Below are 14,630 nucleotides of genomic sequence, written 5' to 3' on the forward strand. Positions count from 1 at the left end.
GGGTGGTCCTGGGGGGCGAGCCGATCCAGGTCGCCATGCTGGAAAAACTCGCCCAGCCACGGCCGACGGTGATCAACAGCTACGGGCCGACCGAGTGCAGCGACGTGGTCGCCTGGTACACCGCCGACAGCGACCTTGAGACCTACCGGCACCAGTCGATCCCCATTGGCCGGCCGATCCGCAACCTGCAACTGCATGTGCTGGACACCCACGGGCAACTGCTGCCGGTGGGCGTGCCCGGTGAGATCCATATCGGTGGTCTCGGTGTGGCCCGCGGTTACCTCAACCTGCCGCAACTCAGCGCCGAACGCTTCATCGCCGACCCGTTCTACGGCAAGACCGACGCACGCCTGTACAAGACCGGCGACCTCGGTCGCTGGTTGCCTGACGGCACCTTGGAGTATCTGGGGCGCAATGACGATCAGGTGAAGATTCGTGGGTTCCGTATCGAACTGGGCGAGATCGAAGCCAAGCTCGCCCAGCATGAAGGGGTGAAGGAGGCCGCGGTGCTGGTCCGTGAGGACGTACCGGGGGAAAAACGCCTGGTGGCCTATTTCACCCAATACGCGCCGGACGAAGCGGCGGACATCGACGCGCTGCGTACCTGGCTGCTGGCCCAACTACCGGCCTTCATGGTGCCGGTGGCCTATGTACGCCTCGACGCCATGCCGCTGACACCCAACGGCAAGCTCAACCGCAAGGTGCTGCCGGCACCGGACCTGGAGGCTTTCATCACCCGGGGTTACGAAGCTCCCATCGGCGAAACCGAAATCACACTGGCCCAGTTGTGGGCTGAAGTGCTCAACGTAGAGCGCGTTGGCCGTCACGATCACTTCTTTGAACTGGGTGGGCATTCCTTGCTTGCCGTCAGCCTGATGGAGCGGATGCGCCAAGAGGGTCTGGAAGCGGATGTGCGGACGTTGTTCGAGCAGCCCACGCTCTCGGAATACGCGGCAACGACAGAAAAAATGGAGATTGTCCTGTGAGTGTGATCGAACTGTTGGCGACACTAAAAGAAAAAGACGTACAGCTTTCAGTCAAGGGCGATCAGCTCGTGGTGCGGGGCCGCAAACAGTCCCTGAGCGAGCCGGCGGTGCTGGCCTTGCTGCGCGAGCACAAAGCCGCGCTGATCGCGTTGATCCAGGCCGGGGAATACGATGACCGCAAGGCTGGCGAAATCGACATCCCAGCCAATGCCATCGCGCTCGGCTGCAGGCATATCACGCCGCAAATGCTGCCATTGGTGACGCTTGACCAGTCGGCCATCGACCGTATCGTGGCCACCGTACCGGGCGGTGCGGCCAATGTGCAGGACATCTACCCGCTGGCGCCGTTGCAGGAGGGGATTCTTTATCACCACCTGACCGCCACCCAGGGCGATCCCTATTTATTGCAAGCGCACTTCAGCATCTCCCGGCAGGAGCGCCTGACGGATTTTGTCGACGCCTTGCAAAGCGTGATCGACCGCCACGATATCCTGCGCACTGCTATCGTCCGCGAGGGGTTGCAAGAAGCGGTGCAGGTGGTCTGGCGCGAGGCCCGGCTGGGCGTCAAGGACATCAGTGCCGACCTCGCCGAAGGTGACGTCATGGCGCAATTGCAGGCGCGATTCGATCCTCGACACTATCGCCTGGACGTCAGCCAGGCGCCGCTGTTGCTGCTGGTGGTCGCCGAGGACCCAGCCAACCAGCGCTGGGCCGCCATGCTGCTGTTCCATCACATGGCCCTCGACCACGCTGCCCTGGCGGTCGTGCAGAGTGAAATGCAAGCCTACCTGATGGGGCAGGCCGGGCAATTGCAGCCGGCCGCTCCTTACCGCGACTATGTCGTTCGGACCCGACAGACTGGCCAGCGCCAGGCTGACGAGACGTTCTTCCGGGAGATGCTGGGCGATGTCGAGGAGCCGACCTTACCCTTTGGCCAGCAGGATGTGCTGGGCGACGGCAGTGCCATCGAAGAAAGCCATCTGGCACTGGCCCCAGACCTCAGTCGCCGCCTGCGCACGCAGGCACGTCAGCTTGGCGTGAGTGCGGCGAGCATTTTTCACCTGGCCTGGGCGCAGGTGCTCGGCGGTGTATCGGGCCGTGAGGACGTGGTGTTCGGCACGGTGATGCTCGGTCGCATGCAGGCTGGCGAAAGCATGACCCGGGCCCTGGGCATGTTTATCAATACCTTGCCGTTGCGCGTGGGTGTAGGTGCACAGAGCGTGCGCGATGGGGTGAAAAGCACCCATGCCGGGTTGAGCAGCCTGCTCAGTCACGAATACGCCTCCCTGGCCCTGGCGCAACGTTGCAGCGGCGTGGCTGCGCCGGCGCCGCTGTTCAGCGCGCTGCTGAACTACCGTCACAGCACCAGCGCGGAGCATACCCCCGCGGCTGAAGTCAGCCTGGCCTGGGACGGGATGGAGGCCCTGGGCGCGGAAGAACGCACCAACTACCCGCTGATCCTCTCGGTGGACGATTTCTCCGATGACTTCGCCTTGTCGGTGCAGGCCACTGCGCTGATCGGTGCGCAACGCATCGGCGATTACATGCAGGTTGCCGTTGAAAACCTGGTCAGCGCCTTGGAATCTACGCCCGGAGCGATGCTCAACAGCCTGTGGTTCCTGCCAGAATCGGAGCGTGAACGGGTGCTGCTGTCGTTCAACGACACCGACCGCGATTATCCGCGGGAACAACCGATTCATGCCTTGTTCGAGGCCCAGGCCGAGACGCGTCCGGACATGCCGGCAGCGGTGCAGGGTGAGCAAGTCCTGACTTACCGCGAACTGGACAGCAAAGCCGGGCGTCTGGCCGGGCATCTGCTCGATCTTGGCCTGCAAGCGGGTCAAACCGTGGCGATCCTGCTGCCGCGCTCGCTCGATCTATTGGTCAGCCAGTTGGCCGTCCTCAAGTGTGCGGCGGTGTACGTGCCGCTGGACATCAACGCGCCCGCCGAGCGCCAGCAGTTCATGATCGAGGACAGTCACGCCGTACTGGCCTTGACCCACAGCCGCGAAGCCTTGGCGGCGGGCGTGCGTCGGGTGGACCTGGACAGTATCGACCTTCCCGAACCGGCGGCCCGTTACGGCCAGCAACCCGCATCGAGCGAAGCGCCGGCCTACATCATGTACACCTCAGGTTCCACGGGGACGCCCAAGGGCGTGCTGGTGCCACATCGGGCCATCAGCCGGTTGGTGATCAATAACGGTTATGCCGACTTCAACCCGCAGGACCGGGTGGCCTTCGCCTCCAATCCGGCCTTCGACGCCAGCACGCTGGAAGTCTGGGCGCCGTTGCTCAACGGTGGTTGCGTCGTTGTGGTCGACCAGAACGTGTTGTTGTCCCAGGAACGCTTGCACAGGCTGTTGCTCGAGCAAGCGGTGAATGTGTTGTGGATGACGGCGGGGCTGTTTCACCAATATGCCGACCGCTTGATGGACGTGTTCGCCCAGTTGCGCTACTTGATTGTCGGGGGCGATGTGCTGGACCCGGCGGTGATCGTCCGCGTCCTGAAGGAGGGCGCGCCGGCCCATCTGCTCAACGGCTACGGCCCGACGGAAGCGACGACGTTCTCGACCACCTATGAAATCCAGGCCATTGGCGACGGCAGCGTCCCGATTGGCCGTCCCTTGGGCAACACCCGGGTCTACATCCTCGATGCGCAGCAGCGACCCGTGCCCCAAGGCGTGGCCGGCGAGCTGTACATCGGTGGTCTGGGAGTCGCCAAAGGCTATTTGAACCGGCCGGACCTGACCGCCGAGAAATTCCTTCTCGACCCGTTCAGCCAGAACGCCCAGGCCCTGATGTACCGCACCGGTGACCTCGGACGCTTCCGGGAGGACGGCAATATCGAGTACCTGGGCCGCAACGACGGCCAGGTGAAGATCCGCGGCTTTCGCATCGAACCAGGGGAGATCGAAGCCCGCCTGGGGCAACACGCTGCGGTGAAAGAGGCGACGGTGCTGGTGCGTGAAGACGTTCCCGGCGAAAAACGCCTGGTGGCTTATTTCACCTTGCATTCAACGGATGACAGCGCGGACATCGAAGCCCTGCGCGCGCACCTGCAAAGCCGCTTGCCGGACTATATGGTGCCGGCCGCCTACGTGCGGCTCGATGCCTTGCCGTTGACCCCCAACGGCAAGGTCGACCGCAAGGCCCTGCCGGTGCCGGACCAGGCGTCAATCGTTACCCGGGGCTACGAAGCCCCGCTGGGCGACACCGAAATCACCCTGGCTCGCCTCTGGCAGCAAATCCTTAACGTCGAGCAGGTGGGGCGCCACGATCACTTCTTCGAACTGGGCGGCCATTCCTTGCTCGCTGTCAATCTGATCGAGCAGATGCGCCAGGTTGGCTTGAGTGCCGATGTCCGCGTGCTGTTCGGCCAGCCGACCCTAGCGGCACTGGCCGCGGCGGTGGGGGGCGGCAATGAGGTCGAGGTGCCGGCCAACGGCATCACCCCCGATTGTGAACGGATCACCCCGTCGATGCTGCCGCTGGCGACATTGACCCAGGAGGCGATCGACCGGATCGTCGCCGCGGTGCCGGGTGGTGTGCCCAATGTGCAGGACATCTACCCGCTGGCCCCGTTGCAGGAAGGTATTCTCTATCACCATGTCTCGGCGCTGCCGGGCGATCCCTACGTGTTGCAGGCACTGTTCGCCTTCCAGGACGAGGCTCGCCTCGAGGCCTTCGCCCAGGCGTTGCAAGGTGTCATCGACCGGCACGACATCCTGCGTACCTCGATCATGTGGGAGGGGTTGGAGCAGCCGATACAGGTGGTCTGGCGCAAGGCGCTGTTGAGCGTGGAGCAACTGCCGCTAGACGCGTCCGACGTCGATGCCGTGACCCAACTGCATGCACGTTACGATTCCCGTCATCATCGCCTGGACATTCGCCAGGCCCCGCTGATGTGCCTGCGTTATGCCCATGACCGGGCCAACCAGCGTTGGGTGGCGATGTTGCTGTTCCACCACATTGCCCTGGACCATACCGCGCTGGAGGTAGTGCAGCAGGAAATGCAGGCGCACCTGTTGGGCCAGGCCGGCCAATTGGCCGCCGCGCTGCCGTACCGCAACTATGTGGCCCAGGCGCGCCTGGGTGTCAGCGAGGCAGAGCACGAGGTGTTTTTCCGCGAGATGCTCGGTGATGTCGACGAGCCGACCCTGCCGTTGGGATTGCAACAGGTGCAGGGTGACGGTCGCGGCATCAAGGAGGCCAAGCTGGAAGTGGATGCCGCTTTGAGCCGCCGCTTACGGGCGCAGGCGCGGCAACTCGGGGTGAGTGCGGCGAGCCTGCACCATTTGGCTTGGGCGCAGGTACTGGGGCGCCTGTCCGCACGGGAGGACGTGGTGTTCGGCACGGTCCTGATGGGGCGGATGCAGGCCGGCGAGGGCGCCGACCGGGTCCTTGGCATGTTCATCAACACCCTGCCGCTGCGGGTCAACCTGGATGAGCAGGGCGCCCGCGCCGGGGTCAAGACCACCCATGGGCGACTGACTGCATTGCTCGGTCACGAACATGCTTCGCTGGCCCTGGCACAACGTTGCAGCCGCGTCGCCGCACCGGCCCCGTTGTTCAGTGCGCTGCTGAATTACCGGCACAGCGCGACCGGTTCGGCTTCAGCCGAGGCCATGAGCGCCTGGCAGGGCATGGAAATCCTGAGTAACGAAGAGCGGACCAATTACCCACTGACCCTGTCGGTGGATGACTTGGGCGATGGCTTCATGCTGAGCGCCCTGGTAGTGCAGGGCATCGGTGCGGCGCGCATCTGCGCCTACATGCACACGGCCCTGGAAAGTCTGGTGCAGGCTCTCGAACACGCGCCTCAGACGCCACTCAACCGACTGGAGATCCTGCCGCAAAGCGAACGTAACCAGCTACTGGAGGATTTCAACGCCACCCAGCGCGCCTATCCACATGAGCAAACCGTCCTGGCGCTGTTCGAGGCCCAGGCCGCGTACCTGCCGCAGGCGACTGCGGTGGTGCACGGACAGCGGCAAGTGAGCTACGCGCAGTTGAACGAGCAGGCCAACCGACTGGCCCATCACCTGATCGGCCTTGGCGTGCAACCGGACGACTGTGTGGCGATCCTGCTGCCACGCTCCATCGAGCTGCTGGCCAGCCAATTGGCGATCCTCAAGTGCGCCGCGGCTTATGTGCCGCTGGACCGCAACGCCTCCCTGGAACGCCAGGGCTTCATGCTCGACGACTGCCAGGCCAAGTGCCTGCTGACGTTCAGTACCGAGACCGTACCCGAGGGCGCCTCGCGCATCGACCTGGACACGCTGGACAGCCAAGGGGCGGCACACAACCCGGCATTGGCGCAGTCCAGCGAGTCGATCGCCTACATCATGTACACCTCGGGTTCCACCGGGCAGCCCAAGGGCGTGCTGGTTCCCCATCGAGCCATCAACCGCCTGGTGATCAACAACGGTTACGCCGACTTCAATGCCCACGACCGCATCGCCTTCGCCTCGAACCCGGCGTTCGACGCCAGCACCATGGACGTCTGGGGCGCCTTGCTCAATGGCGGGCAGGTGGTGGTGATCGACCACGAAACCCTGCTTGAGCCGTCAAGGTTTGCCCAGGTCCTGCAGGACTCGGGCGTCACGGTGCTGTTCGTGACCACGGCGATCTTCAACCAATACGTGCAACTGATTCCCCACGCCCTCGGCGGCCTGCGGATCCTGTTGTGCGGCGGCGAACGGGCCGATGTGGCGTCGTTCCGGCGCTTGCTGGACCTGGCGCCTGGTTTGCGCCTGGTGCACTGCTACGGCCCGACCGAAACCACCACCTACGCCACCACCCTCGAGGTGAAGGGCGTGGCGGCGGATGCCGAGTGCGTGCCCATTGGCGGACCGATCGGCAACACCCAGGTGTACGTGCTCGATGCACGCCAGCAATTGGCGCCGTTGGGTGTCGTCGGCGAGATGTACATCGGCGGCAAGGGTGTGGCCAAGGGGTACCTGAATCGACCAGACCTGACCGCGGAAAAATTCATCGCCGACCCGTTCAGCCATGAACCCGACGCGCTGCTGTACCGCACCGGTGACCTCGGTCGCTGGTTGCCGGAGGGCAGTCTGGAATGTCTGGGACGCAACGACGACCAGGTGAAGATCCGCGGTTTCCGCATCGAGCTGGGCGAGATCGAAGCCAAGCTGGCGGCCTGTGACGGCGTGAAGGACGCGGTGGTGCTGGTGCGGGCCGATGAAACCGGCGAGAAACGCCTGGTGGCCTATGTCATTGCCCAACCGCAAGTCACGCTGAGTGTGGCCGGATTGCGCGAGCAATTGTCCGCGACTCTGCCGGAGTACATGGTGCCCGCGGCGTTCGTGATGTTGCCAGCGTTCCCGTTGACGCTCAATGGCAAGGTGGACCGCAAGGTACTGCCGGCGCCGGACGCCGAGGCTTACGCCAGCCAGGCCTACGAGGCGCCGCAGGGCGAGATCGAACAGGTCTTGGCCGGTATGTGGGCCGAGTTGCTGAAAGTGGAGCGGGTCGGTCGCCACGACAATTTCTTCGAGCTGGGCGGGCATTCGTTGCTGGCGATGAGGCTGATCGAACGTATGCGCCAGGTCGAGCTGTCGGTGGACGTACGTGTGCTGTTCAGCCAGCCAACGCTGCGGGCGCTGGCCGCTGCGGTGGGCGGGCACCGCGAAGTGGTGGTGCCGGCCTGCGCCATCGTCGAGGGCTGTGAGCGCATCACGCCGGCCATGTTGCCGCTGGCTGTATTGAGCCAGGAGGCCATCGATCGGATCGTGGCGAGCGTGCCGGGAGGGGCGCGTAACGTGCAGGAGATCTATCCCCTGGCGCCGTTGCAGGAAGGCATCCTGTATCACCATTTGACGGCGAAAATGGGTGATCCGTACGTGCTGCAGACGCTGTTCGGGTTTGACAGCCGGGCCCGCCTGGATGAATTTGCCCAGGCGTTGCAGGGGGTGGTCGACCGGCACGACATTCTCAGGACCTCGATGGTTTGGGAAAACCTCGACGAACCGATGCAGGTGGTGTGGCGACAGGCTCGGCTCAGCGTTGACGAGTTGGACGCGGACCTGGGTGCCGGCGATGCCGTTGCCCGGTTGTATGAGCGTTTCGATGCCCGGCATTACCGGTTGGACGTGCGTCAGGCCCCGATGCTGCGCCTGGCCATTGCCGAGGATGTCGCCAACCAGCGTTGGGTCGCCATGCTGCTGTTCCACCACATGGTCTTGGACCATACCGGCCTGGAAGTGCTGGAGCGTGAAATGCAGGCCCAGTTGCTGGGCAAGGTGCATGAACTGGGCGAATCGGTGCCTTATCGCAATTACGTGGCCCAGGCGCGCCTGGGGATCAATCAACAGGCCCATGAAGCGTTTTTCCGCGACATGCTTGGCGACATCGATGAGCCAACGCTGCCGTTCGGCCTGCGGGACGTGCAAGGCGATGGCAATGGCGTGGAAGAGGTGAAGCTGGTCGTGGAGGCGGGCCTGTGCCGTCGTCTTCGCGCCCAGGCCCGCCAGTTGGGCGTCAGCGCGGCCAGCCTGATGCACTTGGCATGGGCGCAAGTCTTGGGCCGTGTCAGCGGTCGCGACGATGTGGTCTTCGGCACCGTGCTGTTGGGTCGCCTGCAGGCCGGCGATGGGGCTGATCGGGCGCTGGGCATGTTCATCAACACCCTGCCATTGCGGGTGAGCCTGGCTGGGCAAGGTGTGTACGCAGCGGTGAAGGCGACCCACAAGCGACTCACCGGCCTGCTGGGCCATGAGCATGCTCCGCTGGCACTGGCCCAGCGTTGCAGTGGCGTGGTTGCGCCAACGCCGTTGTTCAGTTCGATGCTCAACTATCGTCATTGCGGGGTCGAGGTGACCGCGCAGGCGCTGACGGCGTGGCAAGGCATCGAGTCGATTGGCGGTGAAGAACGTACCAATTATCCCTTGGCGCTGGCCGTGGATGATGAAGGCGAGGGTTTCAGCCTGGTGGTGCAGGCGCTGGTCGGGACCGGTGCGCGGCGTATCGGTGAATACGTGCAGACGACGCTCGAAAGCCTGGTCACTGCACTGGAGCAGGCACCGGATACGCCATTGCAGGCCCTCACGAGCCTGCCGGCAGCCGAACGTCAGCACCTGTTGGAAACGTTCAATGCCACTGCGGTCGACTACCCGCAGGGCCTGACCTTGCACGGCCTGTTCGAAGCGCGGGTCGAGGCTAGCCCGGACGCGGTCGCCGTGGTCTCCGACGAGGCGCAACTGAGCTACGCGCAACTCAATGAGCGGGCCAACCAGGTTGCCCATCGCCTGATCGCCCTGGGCATCCGCCCGGACGACCGTGTGGCGATCTGTGCCGATCGCAGCCTGGACATGGTCGCGGGCCTGCTGGGGATTCTCAAGGCCGGCGCGGCGTATGTGCCGCTGGACCCGGATTATCCCCACGAGCGCCTGGCCTACATGCTGGAGAACAGCGCGCCAATGGTGGTGCTGACCCAACGTGCCTTGCAGGCGAGCCTGCCGGCGACGCAGGCGCGAACCCTGCTGCTGGATGAAGCGCAAGGGTTCTCGACGCAGCCAACCGACAATCCCCAGGTCGAAGGCCTGCATGCCCATCACCTGGCCTATGTCATCTACACCTCGGGTTCCACCGGCCTGCCCAAGGGCGTGATGAACGAGCATGGCGGGGTGGTCAACCGTCTGCTGTGGATGCAGGACGAATACGGCTTGACCGCCGCCGACGCGGTGCTGCAAAAGACCCCGTTCAGCTTCGACGTGTCGGTGTGGGAGTTCTTCTGGCCGCTGTTCAGCGGTGCGCGGTTGGTGATGGCCCGTCCTGGTGGGCATCGCGACCCGGCGTACCTGCGCGAAGTGATCCAGGCCCAGGGCATCACCACACTGCACTTCGTGCCGTCGATGCTCGATGTGTTCCTGGCCCATGGCGAGGCAAGTCAGTGCGAGGGGTTGCGTCAGGTGATGTGCAGCGGCGAAGCGTTGCCGGGGCATCTGGTGCGGCGCTTCAAGGCGCAATTGCCGCAGACCGGCCTGTACAACCTGTACGGTCCGACCGAAGCCGCGGTGGACGTGACGGCGTGGGATTGCGCGGGGGCGGAGACGCCGGACAGCACGCCGATCGGCAAGCCGATAGCCAACACCCGGATCTACCTGCTCGATGGTCATCAGCAACCGGTGCCCATGGGCGTGGCCGGGGAGATTTACATCGGCGGTGTGCAGGTGGCACGAGGTTACCTGAACCGTCCGGAACTGACCGTCGAGCGCTTCCTGCGGGATCCGTTCAGCCGTGGGGCGAATGCGCGGATGTATCGAACCGGGGATCTGGGTCGGTACTTGCCGGACGGCAATATCGAGTACCTGGGGCGTAACGATGATCAGGTGAAGATTCGCGGTTTCCGCATCGAGTTGGGCGAGATCGAAGCCCGGTTGGCGCAGCATGACGCGGTGAAGGAAGCTGTGGTGCTGGCCCGTGAAGATGCACCGGGCGAGAAGCGCCTGGTGGCTTATTTCACGATGCATTCTGCCGATGAGACTGCCGACATCGAAACCTTGCGGGCCCACTTGCAAGGGCAATTGCCGGAATACATGGTGCCGAGTGCTTATGTGCGACTCGACGCTTTGCCTCTGACGCCAAACGGCAAGTTGGACCGCAAGGCCTTGCCGGCACCGGATCATTCAGCGCTGATCGCCCGTGAGTACGAGGCCCCACAAGGCGAAGTGGAAGCTCGCATTGCCCGGATCTGGGAAGACTTGCTCAAGCTCGAACACGTCGGTCGCCACGACAACTTCTTCGAGCTGGGCGGGCACTCGCTGTTGGCGGTGAAAATGATCGAGCGCATGCGCCAGGTCGACCTGAGCGTCGATGTGCGGGTCTTGTTCGGCCAGCCCACCTTGGCCGCATTGGCCGACGCCGTCGGTGGCTACCGGGAAGTCGTGGTGCCGGCCAACGGTATCCCGGCCGGTTGCACACGCATCACACCGGACATGCTGCCGTTGGCCGATCTGTCTCAAGAGGAGATCGAGCGAATTGTCGCGGCGGTGCCGGGCGGCGTGGCCAATGTCCAGGACATCTATGCCCTGGCGCCGCTGCAGGAAGGGATTCTGTATCACCACCTCACCGCCGCCGAAGGCGACCCCTATCTGCAACAGGTAATATTCGGTTTCGACAGTTTTACGCGTCTGGAGGATTTCGCCCACGCATTGCAAGCCGTCATTACCCGGCACGATATCCTGCGCACCGGTGTGCTCTGGGAGGGCCTGTCCGAGCCCATGCAGGTGGTCTGGCGTGACGCGCCATTGAGTGTCGAATCGGTTGCGCTGGATCCGGCCCAGGGCGATATCGCCACGCAGTTGCACCAGCGTTTCGATCCCCGGTTCTACCGCCTGGACATTCGCCAGGCACCGATGATGCGGATTGTCTATACGCAAGACCCGGCAAACCAACGCTGGGTGGGCATGCTGTTGTTTCACCATCTGGTGGACGACGTCACGTCACTGGCGGTGTTGTCCGCGGAAATCGAGGCGCACATGCTCGGCCAGGCGCAGCGGCTGTCGGCGTCGGTGCCATACCGCAACTTCGTGGCCCAGGCCCGCTTGGGCGTGAGCCGTGAGGAACACGAAACCTTCTTCCGCGACATGCTCGGCGATGTCGACGAGCCGACGTTGCCGTTCGATTTGCAGGATGTGCAAGGCGATGGCAGCGGCCTCGAAGAGGTGCGCCAAGAGGTCGAGGCCGACCTGAGTCGCCGGTTGCGGGCCCAGGCGCGTCAGCTCGGGGTGAGCGCGGCGAGCCTGTATCATCTGGTTTGGGCGCAAGTCCTGGGCCAGGTGTCGGGCAAGGACGATGTGGTGTTCGGCACGGTGCTGGTGGGCCGGATGCAGGGCGGCGAGGGCGCCGACCGGGCGTTGGGGATGTTCATCAATACCTTGCCCTTGCGGGTTGGCCTGGGGGCGCAGGGGGTGCGAGCCGGGGTCAAGGCGACACATGCCCGCCTGACCGCGTTGCTGGGTCATGAACACGCCGCATTGGCGCTGGCGCAACGCTGCAGTGGCGTGCAGGCGCCGACGCCGTTGTTCAGTGCCTTGCTCAATTACCGTCACACCGCCACGACAGTATCGAGCGAGGCATTGTCGGCCTGGAACGGTATCCAGATTCTCAGTGGCGAGGAACGGACCAACTATCCATTGATGTTGTCGGTGGACGATCAGGGCGAAGCGTTCAGCTTTACCGTCATGACCCCGGCGCGCATTGGTGCGCAGCGGCTGTGCGGTTATGTGCAGCACACGTTGGAAAACCTGGTCGGCATGCTCGAACAGACGCCGGATCGACCATTGCAGCACCTGTCGATCCTGCCGGCCTTGGAACGTGAACAACTGCTGGTGACGTTCAACGCCACCGAGGCCGACTATCCGCGGCAGCAGACGATTCATGGGTTGTTCGAGGACCAGGTCCAGCGTACGCCGGAGGCCGTGGCGGTGATTCGTGGCGAGCAGCGCCTGAGCTACCGCGAGTTGAACGAGCGGGCCAACCGCCTGGCCCATTACCTGCGCAAACAGGGCGTGCAGCCCGATTCGCGGGTGGCGATCTGCGTCGAGCGTGGCATCGACATGGTCGTGGGGTTGCTGGCGATTCTCAAGGCCGGTGGTGGTTATGTGCCGCTGGATCCGGCGTATCCGCTGGATCGCATCGCCTACATGCTGGAAGACAGTGCGCCGGCGGCGGTGTTGGCACAGACGGCGACCCTTGGATTGCTGGCCGCAGCATCAATGCCGGTGATCGATCTCGACAGTGGCTTGTGGCAGGGCGAATCGTCGCTGGATCCTGAAGTCACTGGCCTGACGTCCTCTCATCTGGCCTATGTCATCTATACTTCGGGTTCGACCGGTCTGCCTAAAGGCGTGATGATCGAACATCGCAACACGGTGAACTTCCTGACCTGGGCTCATCGTTCATTTGATGCTCAAACCCTGTCGAAAACCCTGTTCTCGACTTCGTTGAACTTCGACTTGGCGGTCTACGAGTGCTTCGCGCCGTTGACATCGGGTGGCAGCATCGAGGTGGTCACTAATGTGCTGGAACTGCAAAAGGGCGAGCACGACATCACGCTGATCAACACCGTGCCCTCGGCGCTCAAGGCCTTGCTGGAATCCGGCGGATTGGGCGAGGGCGTCGACACGGTCAACGTGGCCGGTGAAGCCTTGAAGCGCAGCCTGGTGGAGGCCTTGTTCGAACAGACCCAGGTCAAGCGCCTGTGCAACCTCTACGGCCCTTCGGAAACCACGACCTATTCAAGCTGGGTATCGATGGCCCGCGAAGATGGGTTTGCCGCGCATATCGGGAAACCCGTGGCAAACACCCAGTTCTATCTGCTGGATGAGCATAAACAACCTGTGCCGTTGGGCGTGCCGGGTGAAATCTACATCGGTGGTGTCGGGGTCGCTCGTGGTTACTTGAACCGCGACGAACTCACGGCCGAACGCTTCCTGAAAGATCCGTTCAGCGCCGTTCCAAACGCCCGCATGTACAAGACCGGCGACTTGGGCCGCTACCTGGCGGACGGCAACATCGAATACCTGGGCCGTAACGATGACCAGGTGAAAATCCGTGGTTTCCGCATCGAACTGGGGGAGATCGAAGCCAAGCTCGCCCAGGCTCCAGACATCAAGGAAACCGTGGTCGTGGCCCGTGAAGACGTGCCGGGTGACAAGCGCCTGGTGGCTTATTTCACCCAACACTCGCCGGACGAAACAGTAGAGATCGAAGCCCTGCGCACGCACCTGCAAGCGCAACTGCCGGCCTACATGGTGCCCGTCGCCTACGTGCGCCTGGATGCCTTGCCACTGACGCCGAACGGCAAGCTCGACCGCAAGGCGCTATCGGCCCCCGACAGCAATGCGTACACCACGCGTCTGTATGAAGCTCCCGTGGGCGATATGGAAATCAAGCTTGCCGCGCTGTGGGCAGAGTTGCTCAAGGTCGAACGGGTGGGGCGGCATGACCACTTCTTCGAGCTGGGTGGTCACTCGTTGCTCGCCGTGACGCTGATCGAACGCATGCGCAAGGACGGCATGGAGGCCGATATCCGTGTGCTGTTCGGCCAGCCGACGCTGGCCCTGGTGGCTGCCGCCGTGGGCGAGGTACGACATATTGATGTGCCGATGACGAAAATTCCCGCGCTGACACGCAGACGCAGCATCTGAATCGGCAACCTCCAACCGAAGGGTGAGTGCCCTGTCCCGGGCTTTCCGGGCAGGGCGTTCGCCCTGAATCCTGCGCATCTGTATGTCCTGTCTGGCCGACGTCGGGGCTTGTCCCTGCTTCCCATGACAGACATCACCTACCGAATGCTCTAATTTTTTTTGGCCTGTAAGGCAGCGGTTCGCAAACCGCCGCCTTCGGTTGAACGTGACGATTATCCATCGCTTTGGCTCATGCGCCGAGGTCGGCCCAACCGCCGTCCAGGCGCCGCGCCGTACCTGAAAAACACGTTTTTATCGTCAACCACTCCGAACTAGAAAAGCAGGTTCTTCGATGCAATTCAGCGAATTGATGGCAGCTCTGTCCAAGCATCCGATCCGTCTGCAACAAGACGGCGACAACCTCGTGATCCTGGGCGACGACGAAGGAATGGACCACGCGCTGTGGGACCGCCTTGCCGTCCATAAGCAGGAA

The 14,630-nt window shown here is 63.5% G+C and carries 2 protein-coding genes (1 of these 2 cut by a window edge); both read left to right on the forward strand.

Features of this window, described 5'->3' with window-relative positions; genetic code table 11:
* Nucleotides 1-986, forward strand: partial view of an amino acid adenylation domain-containing protein gene (locus tag AB7M32_RS17155; protein WP_454250674.1) — the end only. The gene continues 14,185 nt to the left of window position 1, outside the view; 986 of the gene's 15,171 nt are visible here — the last part of the coding sequence; its start codon lies beyond the left edge, outside the window; it ends in the stop codon at nucleotides 984-986.
* Nucleotides 983-14,158 carry an amino acid adenylation domain-containing protein gene (locus AB7M32_RS17160; protein WP_454250675.1) on the forward strand — a complete coding sequence of 4,392 codons (13,176 nt, stop codon included), beginning with the start codon at nucleotides 983-985 and terminating at the stop codon, nucleotides 14,156-14,158. The genes AB7M32_RS17155 and AB7M32_RS17160 overlap by 4 nt, the downstream gene beginning before the upstream one ends.
* Nucleotides 14,159-14,630 lie beyond the last annotated feature (472 nt).

It is taken from the genome of Pseudomonas sp. R151218B TE3479, from assembly GCF_053629195.1.